18 protein-coding genes are annotated in these 17,962 nt (G+C 66.1%); 14 read left to right on the top strand and 4 right to left on the bottom strand.

The features are described from left to right. Window positions 1–21: 21 nt before the first annotated feature. Window positions 22–1,326 carry an MFS family transporter gene (locus tag U5A58_RS09690; protein ID WP_321961278.1) on the top strand — a complete coding sequence of 435 codons (1,305 nt, stop codon included), beginning with the start codon at window positions 22–24 and terminating at the stop codon, window positions 1,324–1,326. 24 nt (window positions 1,327–1,350) lie between these two features. On the opposite strand, the gene U5A58_RS09685 is transcribed toward U5A58_RS09690, so the two are convergent. After that, window positions 1,351–2,769 carry a PLP-dependent aminotransferase family protein gene (locus U5A58_RS09685; RefSeq protein WP_321961277.1) on the bottom strand — a complete coding sequence of 473 codons (1,419 nt, stop codon included), beginning with the start codon at window positions 2,767–2,769 and terminating at the stop codon, window positions 1,351–1,353. Window positions 2,770–2,891: 122 nt separating this feature from the next. On the opposite strand from U5A58_RS09685, the gene U5A58_RS09680 reads away from it, so the two are divergent. The 4 genes from U5A58_RS09680 (at window position 2,892) to kch (ending at window position 6,633) form a co-directional block, all read left to right on the top strand. Further along, window positions 2,892–3,815, top strand: coding sequence for a DMT family transporter (locus U5A58_RS09680; protein WP_321961276.1), 924 nt, complete (start codon window positions 2,892–2,894; stop codon window positions 3,813–3,815). Between the two features lie 98 nt (window positions 3,816–3,913). Further along, window positions 3,914–4,450 (top strand): N-acetyltransferase family protein, encoded by a 537-nt coding sequence (locus tag U5A58_RS09675; RefSeq protein ID WP_321961275.1) that lies wholly within the window; start codon window positions 3,914–3,916, stop codon window positions 4,448–4,450. Between the two features lie 123 nt (window positions 4,451–4,573). Next, entirely contained in the window at window positions 4,574–5,455 is an 882-nt protein-coding gene (locus tag U5A58_RS09670; RefSeq protein ID WP_321961274.1) for a mechanosensitive ion channel family protein, read from the top strand. Beyond that, the gene (gene kch, locus U5A58_RS09665) at window positions 5,452–6,633 is read left to right on the top strand and encodes a voltage-gated potassium channel protein (protein WP_321961273.1); all 1,182 of its coding nucleotides are present in this window, start codon (window positions 5,452–5,454) and stop codon (window positions 6,631–6,633) included. Before U5A58_RS09670 ends, kch begins: the two co-directional genes overlap by 4 nt. A 5-nt stretch (window positions 6,634–6,638) precedes the next feature. On the opposite strand, the gene U5A58_RS09660 is transcribed toward kch, so the two are convergent. Further along, entirely contained in the window at window positions 6,639–7,220 is a 582-nt protein-coding gene (locus U5A58_RS09660; RefSeq protein ID WP_321916866.1) for a putative glycolipid-binding domain-containing protein, read from the bottom strand. A 178-nt stretch (window positions 7,221–7,398) separates the two neighbouring features. Here U5A58_RS09660 and U5A58_RS09655 point away from each other — a divergent pair, with 178 nt between their 5' ends. From U5A58_RS09655 to U5A58_RS09625, 7 genes are all read left to right on the top strand, one after another. Continuing rightward, window positions 7,399–8,361, top strand: coding sequence for an urea transporter (locus U5A58_RS09655; protein WP_321961272.1), 963 nt, complete (start codon window positions 7,399–7,401; stop codon window positions 8,359–8,361). Window positions 8,362–8,371: 10 nt separating this feature from the next. After that, the gene (locus U5A58_RS09650) at window positions 8,372–9,148 is read left to right on the top strand and encodes a class II aldolase/adducin family protein (protein WP_321961271.1); all 777 of its coding nucleotides are present in this window, start codon (window positions 8,372–8,374) and stop codon (window positions 9,146–9,148) included. 44 nt (window positions 9,149–9,192) lie between these two features. Next, window positions 9,193–9,381 carry a 4-oxalocrotonate tautomerase gene (locus U5A58_RS09645; protein WP_028205614.1) on the top strand — a complete coding sequence of 63 codons (189 nt, stop codon included), beginning with the start codon at window positions 9,193–9,195 and terminating at the stop codon, window positions 9,379–9,381. 409 nt (window positions 9,382–9,790) lie between these two features. After that, window positions 9,791–11,230, top strand: a complete 1,440-nt coding sequence (locus U5A58_RS09640; protein WP_321961270.1) for a cytochrome ubiquinol oxidase subunit I — start codon at window positions 9,791–9,793, stop codon at window positions 11,228–11,230. Window positions 11,231–11,267: 37 nt separating this feature from the next. Further along, the gene (gene cydB / locus U5A58_RS09635) at window positions 11,268–12,272 is read left to right on the top strand and encodes a cytochrome d ubiquinol oxidase subunit II (protein WP_321935796.1); all 1,005 of its coding nucleotides are present in this window, start codon (window positions 11,268–11,270) and stop codon (window positions 12,270–12,272) included. After that, window positions 12,247–12,387: a hypothetical protein gene (locus U5A58_RS09630; protein ID WP_321916856.1), complete on the top strand. Its 141-nt coding sequence runs from the start codon at window positions 12,247–12,249 to the stop codon at window positions 12,385–12,387. Before cydB ends, U5A58_RS09630 begins: the two co-directional genes overlap by 26 nt. An 84-nt stretch (window positions 12,388–12,471) precedes the next feature. Beyond that, window positions 12,472–13,251 (top strand): hypothetical protein, encoded by a 780-nt coding sequence (locus U5A58_RS09625; protein ID WP_321961269.1) that lies wholly within the window; start codon window positions 12,472–12,474, stop codon window positions 13,249–13,251. A 7-nt stretch (window positions 13,252–13,258) separates the two neighbouring features. On the opposite strand, the gene U5A58_RS09620 is transcribed toward U5A58_RS09625, so the two are convergent. Together U5A58_RS09620 and U5A58_RS09615 are read right to left on the bottom strand one after the other, a co-directional pair. After that, window positions 13,259–13,963, bottom strand: a complete 705-nt coding sequence (locus tag U5A58_RS09620) for an isoprenylcysteine carboxylmethyltransferase family protein (RefSeq protein WP_321961268.1) — start codon at window positions 13,961–13,963, stop codon at window positions 13,259–13,261. 47 nt (window positions 13,964–14,010) lie between these two features. Further along, complete coding sequence (locus U5A58_RS09615; protein ID WP_321961267.1) at window positions 14,011–14,871, bottom strand: arylamine N-acetyltransferase; 861 nt, start codon at window positions 14,869–14,871, stop codon at window positions 14,011–14,013. Between the two features lie 320 nt (window positions 14,872–15,191). Here U5A58_RS09615 and U5A58_RS09610 point away from each other — a divergent pair, with 320 nt between their 5' ends. Both U5A58_RS09610 and U5A58_RS09605 read left to right on the top strand, forming a co-directional pair. Then, window positions 15,192–16,706: a carbohydrate porin gene (locus U5A58_RS09610; RefSeq protein ID WP_321961266.1), complete on the top strand. Its 1,515-nt coding sequence runs from the start codon at window positions 15,192–15,194 to the stop codon at window positions 16,704–16,706. A gap of 94 nt (window positions 16,707–16,800) precedes the next feature. Next, window positions 16,801–17,961, top strand: a complete 1,161-nt coding sequence (locus tag U5A58_RS09605) for a hypothetical protein (protein ID WP_321935800.1) — start codon at window positions 16,801–16,803, stop codon at window positions 17,959–17,961. The last annotated feature ends 1 nt before the right edge of the window (window position 17,962 follow it).

The raw sequence follows: 17,962 nt of genomic DNA, 5'->3' as shown, positions 1-17,962 counted from the left end.
CAACCAGGAGAAGACCCGCCCATGGACGTCCAGAACGACCCAACCACGCTATCCGCGCAAGACACGAGGCGACGCGTACTCGCCATCGTCGGCGCCTCGTCGGGCAATCTCGTCGAGTGGTTCGACTTCTATATCTATTCGTTCTGCGCGCTGTATTTCGCGCCCGCGTTCTTCCCGAGCGGCAACACCACCACGCAGCTTTTGAACACCGCCGGCGTATTCGCCGCGGGCTTCCTCATGCGCCCGATCGGCGGCTGGCTGTTCGGCCGCATCGCCGACCGCCACGGCCGCCGCAATGCGATGATGATCTCGGTGCTGATGATGTGCGGCGGCTCGCTCGTAATCGCCATGCTGCCCACCTATGCGCAGATCGGCGCGTTCGCCCCGTTCCTGCTGCTGCTCGCGCGCCTCTTCCAGGGTCTTTCGGTGGGCGGCGAGTACGGCACGAGCGCGACCTACATGAGCGAGGTCGCGCTCAAGGGCCGGCGCGGCTTCTTCGCGTCGTTCCAGTACGTCACGCTAATTGGCGGCCAGCTCTGCGCGCTGCTCGTGCTCGTGATCCTGCAGCAGACGCTCTCCACGGAAGAACTGAAGGCCTGGGGCTGGCGCATTCCGTTCGTGGTCGGCGCCGCCGCCGCGCTGATCTCGCTCTATCTGCGCAAGTCGCTTGACGAAACCTCGACGACGGAGTCGCGCCACAAGCACGACGCGGGCACGATTCGCGGCGTGTGGCAGCACAAGGGCGCGTTCTTCACGGTGGTGGGCTTCACCGCAGGCGGCTCGCTGATCTTCTATACGTTCACGACCTATATGCAGAAATACCTCGTGAACACGGCCGGCATGCACGCGAAAACCGCGAGCAACGTGATGACCTGCGCGCTCTTCGTCTACATGCTGATGCAGCCGCTGTTCGGCGCGCTTTCCGACAAGATCGGCCGCCGCACGTCGATGATCCTCTTCGGCTCGCTTTCGGTGCTCGGCACGGTGCCGATCATGCACGCGCTCAAGGACGTGTCGAGCCCGGTGGCCGCGTTCGTGCTCATCATCGTCGCGCTCGCCATCGTCAGTTTCTATACGTCGATCAGCGGTCTCATCAAGGCCGAAATGTTCCCGCCCGAAGTGCGCGCAATGGGCGTGGGCCTTTCGTATGCGGTAGCGAACGCGCTGTTCGGCGGCTCGGCCGAATATGTCGCGCTGTGGTTCAAGTCCGTTGGCAGCGAGACCACGTTCTACTGGTACGTCACGGCGATCTGCGCGGTTGCGCTCATCGTGTCGTGGCGCATGCGCGATCCGGCCAAGGAAGGGTATCTGCGCCACGAGCCGTGACCCGGGCGTGGCGCACGCCGTTGCTCAGACCGGCTGCGCCACGCGCTCCATCGCACGCTGCAACGTTTCGTAGACCTTCGGACGATTGCACTGCGAGACATTGAAACGCAGAAAATCGCCCGCGCTGCGCGACACGCTGAACACGTTGCCCGGCGCGAGCACCACGCCTTCCACCAGCGCCTCGCGCGCGATCTGCGCGGCGTCGAGCCCCTCTGGCAATTGCGCCCACACGAATAGCCCCGCCTGCGGCCGCGTCCACGCGGTGAGGCCGAGCGCCGAAAGACGGCGCAGCGTGTCGCCCATCGCGTCGGCGAGCTTCGCGCGCAGGCCGTCCAGATGCCGCCGATACGTGCCGTCCACGAGCAGGCGGTGCACGAGTTCGGCCACCATCTCCCCGTTGCCGAACGACACAGCGAGCTTGAGATCCACGAGCGGCTCGATCCAGTCCGCGCGCGCCGCGATGAAACCGCAGCGCGCCGCCGCCGACATCGTCTTCGAGAAACTACCAATGGTGACCACGCGCGCGAGACCGTCGAAGGCCGCGAGGCGCGGCGCGGGCTCGATTTCGAAGTCGGCGAAGATGTCGTCCTCGACGATCAGGAGGTCATGTTCCTCCGCGAGCTTGAGCAGGCGATGCGCGACGGCAGGCGCGAGCGTCGCGCCAGTGGGGTTGTGGACCGCCGAGTTCGTCACGTAAAGGCGCGCTCGCGTTTCGGCCAGCGTGCGCTCGAACGCGGCGAGATCCGGACCCGTTGGCGTGTACGGCACGCCGACCACGCGCACGCGGTGCGCGCGCAGCAGCGCCTGGAAATTGAAGTAGCACGGGTCGTCCACGAGCACGGTGTCGCCCGGCTCGAGCAGAAAGCGGCACAGCAGGTCGAGCGCCTGAGTGCCGCCGTCGGTCAGCACGATCTGCTCGGGGGCGGCCTCCACGCCATGCTGGCCGAGCCGCCAGGCGAGTTGCTGGCGCAGCGCGGGCAGGCCGAGCGGCGAAGCGTAATCCGTGAGCGGCGCGCGCGGATCGCGTGCGATGGCGCGCAGCGCGCGCCGCACGGCGTCCTCCGGCAGCCACGAAGCGGGCAGCCAGCCGCAGCCGGGCCGCAACGCACCCGCCTCGGTCTGCAGCGACTGGCGCGTGAGCCAGAGCGGATCGATCTCGCGGTCGAGCTGCGGCCCGAGCGCGGCAAGCGCGAGCGGCGGCGCGTGACCGGCCACGAAGAAACCCGCCCCGCGCCGCGCGACCAGCACGCCTTCGGCAACGAGGCGCTCATAGGCCTCCACCACCGTGGAATTCGACACGCCAAGCTGCTCGCTCATCGCACGGATGGACGGCACGCGCGCGCCCGCGGCCAGCGAGCGCGCGGCAATGCGCTCGCGCAGCGCCTGCATCACCTGCTCGACGCGCGTCATGGGCAAACCTTCCGTTCTCGCTCTGTCTTTCATCTGTACTGCTCCGTGTTCAATACAGTTTGAAGAAATTGTACTGATCTGTAGCTTACCTCCGCGCGGCTCGGCGCGCATCATCGCTGGATCGATCACCGATGTTTTCCCCTTGGCCATTGCCCATGCGCAAAACGCTCGATCCCACCACCGATGGCTGGCTCTGCGGCCTCGCAGGCGTCCTCATCTTCAGCGGCTCGCTGCCCGCCACGCGACTCGCCGTGCTCGGCCTCGACCCCGTGTTCCTCACGGGCGCGCGCGCGACCATCGCGGGCGTGCTCGGCGTGTTGCTGCTTCTGTCGCTGCGCGCGGCGCGGCCGGCGCGCAACGAAATCTGGCCGCTCGTCATCGTCGCGCTCGGTGTGGTGGTGGGCTTTCCGCTCCTCACCGCGCTCGCGCTCCAGCACGTGAGTTCGGCGCACGCGATTGTGTTCGTCGGCTTGCTGCCGCTCGCCACCGCCGTGTTCGGCGTGCTGCGCGCGGGCGAGCGTCCGCAGCCGGCCTTCTGGATCTTTTCAGCGGCGGGCAGCGCCGCCGTGGTGGCGTTTGCGCTGCGCCACGGCATCGACGCCTCGCCGCTCGGCGACGCGCTCATGCTCGCCGCCATCGTCGTGTGCGGGCTCGGCTACGCGGAAGGCGCGCGGCTTTCGCGGCGCCTGGGCGGCTGGCAGGTGATCTGCTGGGCGCTCGCGATCTCGCTGCCCGTGATGGCGCCGCTCGCGTGGTGGCTGCGCCCCGCGTCGTTCGCCGCCGTGAGCGCGGCCTCGTGGTGGGGGTTCGCCTATGTGTCGCTCTTCAGCATGCTAATCGGCTTCGTGTTCTGGTACCGCGGGCTCGCGCTCGGCGGCATTGCGGGCGTGGGGCAATTGCAGTTGCTGCAGCCGTTTTTCGGCTTCGTGCTTGCGGCACTGCTGCTGCACGAAACCGTCCCGCCAGCGATGATCGCCGTCACTGCCGTGGTGATCGCGTGCGTGGCCGGGGCGCGGCGCTTCGGGCGCGCAACGGGCGCATCCACGGTTGCGAATCGCACCCGCACGCAGCGCGTCTAAGCCATGCATTTTTGGCGCGCTTCAAAAGCGCCCGCGCGCGAGGCATAGTGAGGGATGCAAACCTCCTTCCCCTATGCCTTCGCGCCCCGCTCCAACCGATGACCCCACACACCGACGCGCACGTGCGCGACGCCACCGCCGACGACTTTCCCGCCATCGCCGCGATCTATGCGCACCACGTGCTGCACGGCACGGCCTCGTTCGAGGAGACGCCGCCTGCGCTCGACGAACTGCTGCGCCGCCACGCCGCCGTGCGCGAACACGGTCTGCCCTGGCTCGTCGCCGAGATCGACGGCCGCGTGGCGGGCTACTGCTACGCCACGCCCTACCGGCCGCGCCCGGCGTACCGCTTCACGGTCGAAGACTCGATCTATATCGACGAAGCGTTTCGCGGCCGCGGACTCGGCCACACGTTGCTTAACGCGCTGATCGAACGCTGCGAGGCAGGCCCGTGGCGGCAAATGATCGCCGTGGTCGCCGACCCGCGCGGCGGCTCGCTCAAACTGCACGAGCGCCTCGGGTTCGAACTGACCGGCACGCTGCGCGGCGTAGGCTTCAAGCACGGCCAGTGGCGCGACACGGCGCTCATGCAGCGCACGCTCGGGCCGGGCGTGGATACGCCGCCCAAAGGCTGACGCGGCACGCGCAAAAACGCTCCTGCGCGCCGCACACGCGCCGCAAGCGAAACGCGGCTCGTACAATACGTCCTTTCGCAACGGAGCCAGTTCCAAGGCTCCGAAGACAAGGACTGATTCGCCATGCAACCCCTCCTCGAACACCTGCACCCGGCCAACTGGAGCTTCCTGTGGGACGCGCTCTCCGCGCTCGCGCTGCGCTTGTGCGCGGCCTTCGCGATCATCTGGTTCGGCTGGTGGTTCTCCCGGCGCGTAGCCAACTGGATCGCGCGACGCGGCGGCGCCATCGACCCGACGCTGCGCCCCATCGTGCGCGACACGGCCGTGTGGGGCGTGCGCCTTGTCGCCGTGATCGGCGCGCTCTCGCAAATCGGCATCCAGACCGCCAGCATCGTCGCGGTGCTCGGCGCGGCGGGTCTCGCCATCGGTCTCGCGCTGCAAGGCACGCTGCAGAACATCGCGGCGGGGATCATGCTGTTGCTGCTGCGGCCGTTCAAGGTAGGCGACTATATCGACGGCGGCGCAGGCAGCGTGGCGGGCACCGTCGAGGAAGTGAACCTCTTCACCACCCGCCTCACGAAGCCGGACGGCATCTGCGAATACGTGCCGAACAGCGCGCTGTGGAGCAATTCGATCCGCAACTACAGCCGCAATCCCACGCGCCGGCTCGACCTCGAAGTGGAGGTGTCGGTGCGCGACGACGTCAACCACGCGATCGAGGTATTGCGCACGCTCGCCGCCGCCGACCCGCGCGTGCTCGCCTCGCCCGCGCCGCAAGTGATGGTGACGCGCTTCGACGACAGCACCGCCGTGCTCAACATCCGTGTGTGGTCGAACATCGACACGTTCTGGGACATGCGCTGGGACCTTTCGCGCAAGGTCCGCCAGGCGCTCAATGACGCACACTGCTCGCTGCCCGTGCGCACTCGCGAACTGCACATCGTGCAGACACAGCCGGAGCAACCGACACAACCGACGCAGTCGACGCAACAAGCGCAGCAATGAACGCGTACGCGCGCCGCCTGCGCGGCTACGCCAGAGGACTCGTGCCGCACGGCTACCTGGCCTTGCTGCTGGTGCTCGACGGCCTGCTGCTCGTGCGCCCGGTCGCGCAGAGAGCGCTCGAACACGCGCGCGGCAACTGGTTCGACGACTGGATCACGCTCATCAACGCGTTCGGCGTGCTCGCGCTTCCCCAGGCGCTGGTCGCCACCGGCCTCACGATGATGTCGTTCGGCATTGCGCTGCGCGCACGCGTGGCGTGGGTGCTCTCCCTCGTGCTGCTCGCGGGCGCGGCCAGCATCTGCCTGTGGGGCGACTATCGCAGCCACGCGCTCGCGGGCTTCTCGCTCGCACTCGCCTGCGCGCTCATTTACTACTGGCGCCGCTTCGATCGCGCGAGCGTCGCTGCGGGCTCCTTGTTCGCATTCCTGAGCATTGGCTCGTTGGTCGTCTACGCAGTGTTCGGCGCGCTGTATCTCGGCGACGACTTTGCGCCGCCCATTCGCAACCTCGTCACCGCGTTCTACTTCTCGATCGTGTCGATGTCCACGGTCGGCTACGGCGATATCGTGCCGCACTCGGACACCGCGCGGCTTTTCACGGCTTCGATCATCGTGCTCGGGATCACCGTGTTCGCGACTTCGATCAGCGCCGTGATCGGGCCCGTGATTGGCGGGCACCTGAAACGCATCGTCAAGGGAGGCATTTCCAACGTGACCCGCAAGAACCACTATTTGATCGTCGGCGCCTCGCCGCTCGCGCATAGCGTGTATGGGGGGCTCGTTAAGCGCGGCTACGCGGCGACCGTGATCGTCGCGCCGAATACGCCGCATAACTATCCGGCCGAGGCCGACCTCATTGTCGGCGACGCGAGCGACACCGCCACGCTCCACAACGCAGGCGCAGAAACCGCGCTCGCCGCGCTCGCGCTGCGCGCCGACGACGCCGAAAACGCCTTCGTGATTCTCGCGATCAAGGAGGTCGCGCCGAAGGTGCGTACCGTGGCGCTCGTGAACGACAGCCGCAACTTGCAGCGGTTGCGCCTCTTGCAGCCCGACATGGTGTTTTCGCCGCAACTGCTCGCAGGCGAACTGCTCGCGCGCACGCTCAATAACGAGACCATCGACAACACGCTGATCGAGCAGTTGCTGTTTGGGAAGAGCACGGGGGGCGCCGCATAACCGTTTTACCGTTGCGTGGGCGGCAAACGCCGGAACAACGTCGGATAGTCGATCACGAGCCCATCTTCGTCCACGCGCAGGTTCGCCGTGAAATCGCGGAAGATGCCCTCGTAGCGGTACTCGCGGTCGCGTTCGATGCACACGTAGGCCTGCTCGACCGGTTTGGGCTCGAGCTCCGGCGCGGCAATGTACACCACGCGAATTGGCTGGCGCTCACCGCGCGCGAGGCCTAAACGCCGGATCGGCAGTGTGTTCGTGTACGGTGTCGCGGCGATGTCGATATCGATGCAGCCGTCGAGCGCTGCCAGTGCGCGCCCTTCCCCATCGGTCCAGTGACCCTTGCCGTCGCCCTGTAGCACGAGCGAGCGGCCGCCCATCACGCGAAACGCCGCCCAACGCACGCGCCACTGCGCGTCGCACTCGATGGCGTAAGCCAGGCCATAAGATTTGCCGTAGCGCTCGCCGACGACCACGCTTTCCGCGCGGATCGTGTCGCCTTTTTCGCCAAATTTCGGGCCGCAGTGCGCATCGAACGCCAGATGCTCGATGCCCTCGCCCGTTTCGGATGCCCAACGCACTTCCCGCATCGTCCGCCTCCACAAAGATCACGGTACCCGCCTTGTGCGTATCGTAACGCGGCGGCAAATAGCGACTATCAACCTGCGCGCATGCGCGAGGCTAGCTGCATCGCCTATGCTCGCACTTTGGCCCGCCGTGCGCCTCGCACCGGGGCCGCACTCGCCCGTATCCGCACGCCACCTCTTCATGTCAGCCCGATTTCCCGCCGCCTCCGGTGCCACTGCCGATACGGCCGATTCCGCCGTGGCTCCCGCCTTGCGCGCACTCTTACGCAGCCTCGGCCAGATCGTGCTGCAGGCGAACTCGGGAACGGGCGCGTGCCTGCTCGCGGCGCTCGCGCTCACCGACTGGCGGCTGGCGCTCGCTGCCCTGCTCGGAGCCGCCGCGGCCAACGTCTGCGCAGTCGTCGCTGGCCACGCGCAACCGGCGATCCACGACGGCCTCGCGGGCTACAACGGCGCGCTCGCTGCGCTCGCGGCGTTCACCTTCGTCGGCGATGCGGGCACGGCGGCCGCGCTCGCGCTCATTGCGGGCGGCGCGAGCGCGTGGATCGCCGGACCGTTGAACCGCTGGCTCGCCCGCGCGTCGCTCGGGCTGTATTCCGTGCCCTGCCTCATCGCGACCTGGATCTGGCTGCCGCTGCATCCGGGCAGCGAGCCCGTTGCGACCGCGAGCGCCGTTGCACCGCTCGCCCCGCACGGCTCGCCGCTCGAGGCTGCAGCCCACGCCGCGGCGGGCGTATTGAGCGGCCTCGCGCAAACCACGTTCGCAACGGGCGCGGTGGCGGGCCTGTGCGTGCTCGCGGGGCTCGCCTGGTCGTCGCGGCGCGCTGCAGTCTATGCGCTCGGCGGCGCGGCGCTCGCGAGCGCCCTCGAACTCGCGTGCGGCGTGAGTCCGGACGCCTTCGGCGCGGGCCTCGCGGGCTTCAATGGCGCGCTTGCGGCGCTCGCCGTGTGCACGCTCGGCACGCGCGCCGCGTTCTGTGCGACCATGCTCGCCGCGGCCCTGCATCTGGCCGCCGTGCGCTGCGGATTGCCCGCGCTGACCGCGCCGTTCGTGCTGGCAAGCTGGAGCGGGCATGTGGCAGCGCGACGCCTGCGCGCGCTGCCTGCGTCAGCCACGCCGTTTGAAGAATCCACCGTCCGCTGAAGGAATCGCCATGTCTTTCGCCCATCGCCCGACGAGCGCCTACGCCGAGACCGCGCCCCGCTCCGCCGCCGAGCAGCAACTGCGCGTCGATCTCGCCGCCGCCTACCGCCTGATCGCGCTCAACGGCTGGGACGACCTCATCTACACGCACGTTTCCGCCGCCGTGCCCGGGGAGCCTGGCCGCTTCCTCATCAATCCGTTCGGCCTCGCCTTCGACGAAGTGCGCGCCTCGAACCTCGTGAAGATCGACACCGAAGGCCGCATCGTCGGCGAGAGCGAGCACCCTGTGAACGCCACCGGTTTCGCGCTGCACGCGGCCGTGCATCTCGCGCGGCCCGACGCAGTGTGCGTAATGCATCTGCACAATACGGCGGGCATTGCCGTGTCGATGCAGCGCGACGGACTCTTGCCTGGCTCGCAGCACGCGCTGCGCTTTTACGGGCAGTTAGCGTGGCACGACTACGAAGGCCTCGCCTTCACGCCCGCCGAAGGCACGCGCCTCACCGCGAGCCTGGGCACGCACCCGGCGATGCTGCTGCGCAATCACGGCACGCTCACCACTGGCCGCACGGTGGCTGAAGCCTATGTGCTGATGGCGACGCTCATCAAGGCGTGCGAAATCCAGCTTCAAGCGCAGGCCGGTGGTGTACCGCTCGTCTTGCCGCCGCCCGAGGTGGCCGAACGCACCGCCGAGCAATTGCGCGACGGCGGCGCGATCGAAGGCGTGCTCGAATGGCCGGCGCTGCTGCGCAAGCTCGATCGCATCGATTCGTCATACCGCGACTAACCACGCCCATTCCATCGCATCACTGACTTTCCGAGGAGACCCGCATGCCGACATTCCACATCGAAATGTTCGAAGGCCGCAGCGTCGAACAAAAGCGCCAGCTCGCCGCTGCACTGACCGAGACCACCTGCAAGGTGCTCGGCGTCGAGCCGCAATCCGTCGACATCATCTTTCACGACGTGAAGCCGGAAAACTGGGCGACGGCCGGCAAGCTGTGGAGCGATCCACGCTGACGTTTCCACCTCTATCGCATTCCTTATCTTTTCCGCCTGGCTTCGCACGTAGCGCCCGCGCCGCCAGGCGCGACTGAATCCTCCCTCGCACGCTTTCCTGCACCGCGCCCCGAGGCGCATTGCCGCACCCCATGCGGCTGCGCGGTGTATTGCCGCAGCGCCACACCCCTCGCGCATCCCGCCTGCACAACGAACGTTTAATCTAAATTGATCTTTATCAATGCGTTAGCGCATGTTTTTGCCTGATTGAGATTGACGACTGCGACACGCTGGCGCACGTCGCAGTGCAGCAAAACCGCCGCCATTCCCCTACGCTTACGTCCATCGCACGCAACCGCAGCGCCCCCACTGCGGTGCAGTGCGCAGGCTCCCCCGCGCATTTCCCGGTAAGCAAGCAACAGGCACGCACATGCACACGTCACTCTCCGCCTTCGACCTGGCCCGGCTGCAGTTCGCCTTCACCGTCTCGTTTCACATCGTCTTTCCGGCGCTTTCCATCGGGCTTGCAAGCTTTATCGCCGTGCTCGAAGCCTGCTGGCTCAAAACGCGTCAGCCGTTCTACAAGGACCTTTGCCTCTTCTGGTCGAAAGTGTTCGCCGTGGCCTTCGGCATGGGCGTTGTCTCCGGCGTCGTCATGAGCTATGAGTTCGGCACCAACTGGTCGGGCTTTTCGTCGTTCGCCGGCCCTGTAACCGGGCCGCTGCTCATGTACGAAGTCATGACCGCGTTCTTTCTCGAAGCGGGCTTCCTCGGCATCATGCTGTTCGGCTGGAACCGCGTGAGCCCGCGCGCCCACTTCGGCGCGACGCTGATGGTCGCCATCGGCACGCTCATCTCCACGTTCTGGATCCTCGCCTCGAATAGCTGGATGCAGACGCCGCAAGGCTTCAAGGTCGTCGATGGCCACGTCGTGCCGGTCGACTGGTTCAAGATCATTTTCAACCCGTCGTTCCCGTACCGTCTTGCGCACATGGCGATCGCAGCGTTCATCGTGGCCGCGCTCGTGGTGGCCGCGAGCGGCGCATACCACTTGCTCAAGGGGCGGCGCGACCCCGCCATCAAGAAGATGTTTTCGATGGCGCTCGGCCTGCTGCTCGTGCTCGCGCCAGTGCAAGCTTTCGTGGGCGACGCGCACGGCCTGAACACGCGCGAATATCAACCCGCCAAGATCGCCGCGATCGAAGGCATTTGGGACACCGAACAAGGCGGCACGGCACTGAACCTGTTCGGCATCCCCGACATGCAGGCCGAGACCACGCGCTACGCCGTTTCCATCCCACACCTGGGCAGCCTGATCCTCACGCATAGCTGGGACGGCGAGATCAAGGGGCTCAAGTCTTTCCCCGCCGACGAGCGGCCCAATTCGCCGCTGCTGTTCTGGAGCTTCCGCGTCATGGTCGGCTTAGGTCTCCTGATGATTCTGCTCGGCGTGGTGGGCTGGGTGCTGCGCCGCCGTGGCACGCTGTACGAATCGCGCGGTTTCCAGCGCTTCGTGCTCGCCATGGGACCAACGGGCTTCATCACGCTGCTCGCGGGCTGGGTCACGACCGAAGCCGGCCGCCAGCCCTGGGTGGTCTACGGCGTGATGCGCACGGCGCAAGCGGTGTCGCCGCTCACGGCGCAACAGGTCGGCGTTTCGCTGATGGCGTTCGTGGCCGTGTACTTCCTCGTGTTCGGCACGGGCATTTACTACCTGCTCAAGCTGCTGCGCAAAGGTCCAGCGCTGCCCGACACGAAGCCGCATTCGCCCCACGAGCCGCGTGAACCGCGCGTGGCCCACCCTGCGCTCACTGTGAATCAGACCGCACGCCGCCCCATGTCCGCCGCCGATCAGCTGATCGACGCTTGAGGCGCCCCGCATTCATCGTTACGAGGCTAGCAAGCAAATGGATGTCACCGTCATCTGGGCCGCGATCATCGCGCTCGGCGTTCTTCTCTACGTGGTGCTCGACGGCTTCGATCTCGGCATCGGCATCGTGTTTCCGCTCTTTCCCGACGAGGAAGAGCGCGATCTCATGATGAACACCGTCGCCCCCGTGTGGGACGGCAACGAGACCTGGCTCGTGCTAGGCGGCGCGGGGCTCTTCGCCGTGTTCCCCGTCGTCTACTCGACCGTGCTTTCCGCGCTCTATCTGCCGCTCGTGTTCATGCTCGCGTGCCTGATCTTCCGCGGCGTGTCGTTCGAAATTCGCGCCAAGGCCAATCGCACGAAGCATTTGTGGGACCTCGCGTTCATCGGCGGCTCAACCGGTGCGGCGTTCTTCCAGGGCATTGCGCTCGGCGCCTTCCTGCAAGGCATTCCGATGGACGGCGGCCAGTTCGCCGGCGACGCCTTCGGCTGGCTCACGCCATTCAGCCTGCTTTCGGGCTTCGGGCTCGTCGCGACCTACGCGCTGCTCGGCTGCTGCTGGCTCGTCGCGAAGACCGAGGGCGACCTGCAGCGCCGCCTGCGCAAGCTCGTCTGGCCGCTTACTGTCATGCTGCTCGGCTTCATCGCGCTCGTGAGCCTGTGGACGCCGCTGCAAGACCCGGCGATTGCCGATCGCTGGTTCCGTTCGGGCCTCTTCTGGCGCCTTGCGCCGGTGCCGCTGCTCGTGCTCGCCTGCGCCGCGTGGATGCGCTGGGCCGTGCATGCGCGCCATCACAAGACGCCCTTCATCGCGGCCATCGGGCTCGTGCTGCTCGGCTACGCAGGCTTGCTCGTGAGCCTGTGGCCTTACGCGATTCCGCAGGGCCTCACGCTCTGGGAAGCGGCCGCGCCGCGCGAGAGCCAGACGTTCACGCTCGTGGGCGCTGCCTTCATTCTGCCGATCATTCTCGCGTATACGATGCTCGGTTACTGGGTCTTCAGAGGCAAGGTGCGTCATGGCGACACCCATCACTACCACTAAGCTGCCCGGCTGGATCTGGTTCGTACTCCTTTGGTGTGCGGGCGTGGGTGCGGCCGTGTCGCTCGGCTTCGCGTTCAAGGTCTTCATGAACCTCACGCTGTTCGCCGTCAAGTGAGGCACAAGCGGATTGGCACAAGCGCGCTCGATTTCACGGCGCCGCGTTAGACTGTAGGCTCTCTGTCACCCGTGTGAAACCTTCATGCAACAGATGACCTTCATGGAATGCGTCAAGCGCGCGTGGGCGAGCGCCTGGCAGGCCGCCGTGCAAATGCCGGTTCTCGTTCTGGCGACTTTCGTGATCTACGCGGCGCTCGGCTGGTTCGGGCTCGCCGGGCGGCCCGTGCCAGCCGAAGGCGCGACGCCCTCGGCCGGACTCATTGCGCTCGGCAATCTCGCCTCGCTGCTGAATTCGCTCGTCTACCTCTGGTTCACGCTGAAGATCTCACGCTTCGTGCTGCTAGGCGAGCGCAGCGCGCCGCTCATGCCGGCAGGGGCGAAACCGTTCCTGCGCGTATTCGCGGTCGGCCTCATTCTCGCGGTCGCGCTCGGCGCATTCGCACTCTTGCTATGGGTCGTGCTGCGGCCTCAGTACCAGGGCGGCGCGGCGTTCCTCTTTCTGGTGGTCCTTGCGATCTGGATGTTCGTGGCGGTGCGCCTCTCGCTGCTCTTCCCGGCGCTTGCAATCGGCAGCCCGATCGCCTTCGGCGCCGCATGGCGCGACAGCCGCGGCCATTTCTGGAGCCTCTTTGGCGTCACCTTCGTCGCGGCGCTGCCCATTGCCGTATGCGGCCTCATCGTGCTCATCGGCATGGGCCTCGCGGGCGTCTCGCCTGAAATCGTGCGGCAGCCCGGTTGGCTCACCGCGCTCGCCATTGGCCAGAGCATCGGCAATATCGTGTTCGCGCTGCTCACCACCACGGCGCTCGCCTGGCTTTACCGGCGCTACGCGCAAGCGTTGACTTCGACCACTACGCGCTAGTCTCCTGCTACCAGATGCCCGGCACGAAGCGATAACGCACGCGCGCCAGATACTCGCGGTAGCCGGGCAAATTCTCAGCGAGCGTTTGCTCTTCGCGCACCGCGCGATAGCCGATCCCCACGACCATGACGGGCACGCACGCGAGCCCCCACCACGAACCGAGCATGAGCGGCGTGCCGGCGAGAAAGAGCAGCGCGAAGCCATACATCGGGTGACGCACGTAGGCATACGGGCCCGTGTCGCTGACCGTATGCCCGCGTTCGCTCTGAATCTTCACGACGGGTGCGGCAAAGCGGTTCGCCGCGAAGACCGCGCGCGTTGCGTAGATATCGACGAAGATGAAAATGGCGCCGAGCACGCTGAGCCACAGCGGCACGCGCGACCAGCCCATGCGCACGGCGTCGATGCCCATCAGGCACAGCCACGCGCAGAACCCCACCGATACGCACAGCATGAAGACGCGGTCCCACGGCTGCTGCGTGCGTTGTGCGAAAGGCGCGAGCCGCTCGACCAGGAGCCCAGGATCTTCGCGCCCAAGCCACAAGCCGATCCACACGCCGCACAACGCCCACTCGATGAGCCACAGCCACGCCGCCGTCCAGGCCAGCGTTCCCGCCGAAACGAACAGCAGCACGCCCATCAACCCGAACCAGACCACGACTTGCACGAACAGCTTCGCCATTAGCGCTTTCGTCATTTTCGGCTCAGTCATGATGCCCTCCTTGCGCGCGGGCCAAGTGTCGTTTCGCGCGCTTCCTGCTACGCGCCGTGTGAAGTCATGCGCGCATAGAGCACATCGGCGTCGATACGCTGCGCCGCTTCGCCGCGGGCGAGGTCGATGCCGAAGCGTTCGCGCAGACACAACGCGAGTTCCTCTCCATTGGCAATCGTACGCTCCTCGCTCACCTGGCCTTGCGCGTCGCGCTCGGTAAATCGATCGTTGAACAGGATCGCGCGGCCACCTTCACGCGCGATGCACGCGATCAGGCTGAACGTGAAAAACGAATCGGGCGACGCCGACGTATACCAGTTCGCCACTTCGTAATCGACCCACTCCGCCGGCGTCAACTCGAAGCGATACACGTCGAACCACTTCTCGCCGTCGAACAGTTCGAGTTTGCGCTCATTGTCTGAAAGCGTCACGAGCCGCGCCGGCTCGTGCGGCGTTTGCTGTTGCGCCTCGCTCGAAAGCAGGAGCGGCGCGCACAACGTCGCGCCGCCGAAACCCACGTCCACGATCCACGAATCGCCCTCGGCCTCCACGCGCAGCAGCATATGCGTGCGCGGCGTGCGCGCGCCCGGCGCCTGGCCGAACAGCACGCGCGCGGAAAGCGGCGTCACGGAAAAGCCCAGTTGCATGAGCACATGCGCAAACAACGTGTTGTGCTCGAAGCAGTAGCCGCCGCGACGCTGCGCCACGAGTTTATCGGCAATGTCCGGCAACTTGACCGACACGCGCCGCCCGGCGAGCGGATCGAGATTCTCGAACGGAATGGCAAGCGGATGAAGACGATGCAGTTCGCGCAGCACGGCGAACGTGGCGGCTCGCGAACCGCCGTAGCCGATGCGGGCGAAGTACGCATCGAGATCGATTTCGTAGCGTGAGGAAGTGTCGGTCATGGAGCCAGTTTGGTTTGAAGTTTGAGCGGTGAACCTGCGTTCACAACCGTGATGATATGCGACTTCATTCGCCTGACTATTACGTCCAAAACTAACTGTCTGTAATGCACGAACGCGCAATAGACAGGCATCCGTAAGCATTCAGATGACGCCACGTAAAACTTGCGTAAAACGGTTGAGAATCATTCTCGTTTTTGTTGACGCTCGCATTTGCTGTTAGTACGATGGCGCCGTCTGGAGATGTCGGGTATTCAGCGGCTTGCGAATAACAAACGCCAACGCGATCAATCAAGCAATCATTTCAATAAGTAAGGAATACGATGGAATTGACCCGAACCGCCCGCGTGCCCGCGCCGGCCTGTTCGCGCAGCGCGGCGCCAGGCCGCCCGGCGCGTCGGCGCGCACCGGCGTTGCGCGCCATTGCCGTGCTCGCCGCGAGCGCGACATTCGCATGCGGCGCAGCGCGCGCACAGAGCAATGCCAACCCCGACGCCGCGCCTGAAGCTCCGGAAGCCGACCTCGCCATTCAGTCGCAGCCGTCGAACTTCTGGACCGGCATCTGGACGCGCCAGAACCTGCTCGGCGACATGGGCGGGCTGCGGCCTTGGCTCGGCAAATACGGTGTGACATTCCAGCTTACCGAGACGAGCGAGTATCTCGCGAATCTGCGTGGCGGTCTCAAGACGGGCGGCGCGTACGACGGCCTCACGACGGCGACGGTGCAGGTCGACACGAGCAAGGCGCTCGGCATTCCGGGCGGCCTCTTCAACGTGAGCGCCCTGCAGATTCACGGCACCAACCTGAGCACGTCGAACCTCGGCACGCTGAACACCGCGAGCGGCATTGAAGCGACGCCGACCACGCGCCTGTGGGAGCTGTGGTATCAGCAATCGTTCTTCAACAAGCGCCTCGACGTGAAGATCGGTCAGCAAAGTCTCGACCAGGAATTCATCGTGAGCCAGTACGGTGCGCTGTTCATCAACACGATGTTCGGCTGGCCTGCGCTGCCCTCGTACGACATGCCCTCGGGCGGCCCCGCCTATCCGCTCGCCGGCCTCGGCGTGCGCGTGCGCGGGCAGATCACGCCTTCGTTGACCGCGCTCGCGGGTGTCTTCTCCGGCGACCCGCTCGGCAACGACCCGAATAATCTTAGTGGTACGAACTTCAATCTGCACAACGGCACGTTGTGGATCGGCGAACTGCAATACGCCATCAACCAGCCGTCAGAAGGCGAACTGGTCAGCGCAGACAATCACGGCCTGCCGGGCACCTACAAGCTGGGCTTCTGGTACAACACCAACTCGTTCGCCGACCAGCGCTTCGACAACACGGGGCTTTCGCTCGCGAACCCGGCTTCGACCGGCATTGCGTTGCAGCACCAGGGCAACTACAGCTTCTATGCCGTGGCCGACCAGATGATCTGGCGTCCCGACCCGGACGAGCCGCGCAGCATCGGCGTATTCGCACGCGTGATGGGTGCGCCCGGCGACCGCAATCTCGTGAGCCTCGCGGCCAACCTCGGCATCGTGATGAAGGCGCCGTTCAAGGGCCGCGACAACGACAGCGTGGGCATCGCCGCCACCTACATCAAGGTCGGCAACAACGTGCACAACCTCGACCTCGACCAGCAGATGTTCACCGGCGGTCCTTACGGCGTGCGCACGCAGGAAACGGCGCTCGAATTGACCTATCAGTATCAGGTCACGCCATGGTGGATTCTGCAGGCCGACGCGCAATACACGTTCAACGCGGGTGCGGGCCAGAATCCGCAGGACCCGACCGCGCCGCTGCGCAACACGTTCGTGGTGGGCGTGCGGACCAACATCACGTTCTAAGCCCAAGAAAGCGCAACCGACCCATGTTCAACCCCAAGTCCTCGCGTTTTCCCAACCGCACGCACTGCGGCCGCGCGAGGCACGGAGATTCAGTATGAAACACGCTACGCGCACGCTCCTGCAATGCACGGTCCACGCGGCCCGCTCCGCGCTCGCGCTGGCCGCCGCGGCAGTGCTCGCCGGCGCGCCGCTCGCGGCCCACGCCGACCCGCAGGGCCTGCTCGAGACCGTCAAGCACCACACCACGCTCATCAACACCGTGCCCGACAACGGCGACCAGAACCCGTACGCGATCTTCGTCGCGCCGGTTTCCGCCGGCACGGTGAAAGAAGGCGACGTGCTGGTGGACAACTTCAACAATGCGGCCAACCTGCAGGGCACCGGCAGCACCATCATCGACTATCACCCCGACACGAAGCAGATGACGCTGTTCGCGACGATTCCGCGCGATCTCAAGGAGTGCCCGGGCGGTGTCGGCCTCTCGACCGCTATGACGATGCTCAAGTCGGGCTGGGTCATCGTCGGCAGCACGCCGAGCAACGACGGCACGACCGGCACCAAGGGCGCGGGCTGCATGATCGTGCTCGACAGCGGCGGCAAGATTGCGAAGGTCATCAGTAGTCCCAACATCAATGACCCGTGGGGCAACATGGCCGTGGTCGACAACGGCGACCACGCCACGCTGTTCGTGAGCAACGCGGGCTTCGGCGTGGGCAGCGCAGCAGGTGACCCGCCTGTGTTCAAGCAGGCCACGGTGCTGCGCCTCGACCTCGACATCCCGAGCGGCCAGGCGCCGGTCGTGAAGAGCGAAACCGTGGTGGCGAGCGGCTTTGGCGCGCAGGCGGACAAGGGCGTGTTCCTCGTCGGCCCGACCGGCCTCGCGCTTTCGGCGGACAACAAGCTGCTTTACGTGTCCGACGCGATCGGCAATCGCATCAACGTGATCGAAGACCCGCTCACGCGCGACACGAGCGCAGGCGTGGGCCGCCAACTCACCGCCGACGGTCTGCTGCACCGCCCGCTCGCCATGATCACCACGCCGCAGGGCCACCTGCTCGTGACGAATGCCTTGAACGGCCAGGTCGTCGAGATTGACCCGACCGCAGCGAAGCAGCTCTACGCACGCTGGATCGATACCGACAAGGCGCAAACGCCCCCTGGCAACGGCGACCTTTTCGGCATCGCGCTGACCCCGGCGGGCGACGGCTTCTACTATGTGGAAGACGATGTGAATACTCTCGTGCTGGCTAAATAAT

The organism is Paraburkholderia sp. J7, assembly GCF_905220155.1.
Classification (GTDB): domain Bacteria; phylum Pseudomonadota; class Gammaproteobacteria; order Burkholderiales; family Burkholderiaceae; genus Paraburkholderia.
Note: the sequence above shows the minus strand (reverse complement) of the source record. Positions and strands in the feature narration are given on the sequence as shown.

Bases quoted from the DNA above. Each gene is read 5' to 3' on its own strand.
- U5A58_RS09625 (WP_321961269.1), top strand. From the start codon at position 12,472: ATGCAACAGATGACCTTCATGGAATGCGTCAAGCGCGCGTGGGCGAGC.
- U5A58_RS09685 (WP_321961277.1), bottom strand. From the start codon at position 2,769: ATGAAAGACAGAGCGAGAACGGAAGGTTTGCCCATGACGCGCGTCGAG.
- U5A58_RS09605 (WP_321935800.1), top strand. From the start codon at position 16,801: ATGAAACACGCTACGCGCACGCTCCTGCAATGCACGGTCCACGCGGCC.
- U5A58_RS09690 (WP_321961278.1), top strand. From the start codon at position 22: ATGGACGTCCAGAACGACCCAACCACGCTATCCGCGCAAGACACGAGG.
- U5A58_RS09645 (WP_028205614.1), top strand. From the start codon at position 9,193: ATGCCGACATTCCACATCGAAATGTTCGAAGGCCGCAGCGTCGAACAA.
- U5A58_RS09670 (WP_321961274.1), top strand. From the start codon at position 4,574: ATGCAACCCCTCCTCGAACACCTGCACCCGGCCAACTGGAGCTTCCTG.
- U5A58_RS09660 (WP_321916866.1), bottom strand. From the start codon at position 7,220: ATGCGGGAAGTGCGTTGGGCATCCGAAACGGGCGAGGGCATCGAGCAT.
- U5A58_RS09650 (WP_321961271.1), top strand. From the start codon at position 8,372: ATGTCTTTCGCCCATCGCCCGACGAGCGCCTACGCCGAGACCGCGCCC.
- U5A58_RS09620 (WP_321961268.1), bottom strand. From the start codon at position 13,963: ATGACTGAGCCGAAAATGACGAAAGCGCTAATGGCGAAGCTGTTCGTG.
- cydB (WP_321935796.1), top strand. From the start codon at position 11,268: ATGGATGTCACCGTCATCTGGGCCGCGATCATCGCGCTCGGCGTTCTT.
- U5A58_RS09655 (WP_321961272.1), top strand. From the start codon at position 7,399: ATGTCAGCCCGATTTCCCGCCGCCTCCGGTGCCACTGCCGATACGGCC.
- kch (WP_321961273.1), top strand. From the start codon at position 5,452: ATGAACGCGTACGCGCGCCGCCTGCGCGGCTACGCCAGAGGACTCGTG.
- U5A58_RS09610 (WP_321961266.1), top strand. From the start codon at position 15,192: ATGGAATTGACCCGAACCGCCCGCGTGCCCGCGCCGGCCTGTTCGCGC.
- U5A58_RS09630 (WP_321916856.1), top strand. From the start codon at position 12,247: ATGGCGACACCCATCACTACCACTAAGCTGCCCGGCTGGATCTGGTTC.
- U5A58_RS09675 (WP_321961275.1), top strand. From the start codon at position 3,914: ATGACCCCACACACCGACGCGCACGTGCGCGACGCCACCGCCGACGAC.
- U5A58_RS09640 (WP_321961270.1), top strand. From the start codon at position 9,791: ATGCACACGTCACTCTCCGCCTTCGACCTGGCCCGGCTGCAGTTCGCC.
- U5A58_RS09615 (WP_321961267.1), bottom strand. From the start codon at position 14,871: ATGACCGACACTTCCTCACGCTACGAAATCGATCTCGATGCGTACTTC.
- U5A58_RS09680 (WP_321961276.1), top strand. From the start codon at position 2,892: ATGCGCAAAACGCTCGATCCCACCACCGATGGCTGGCTCTGCGGCCTC.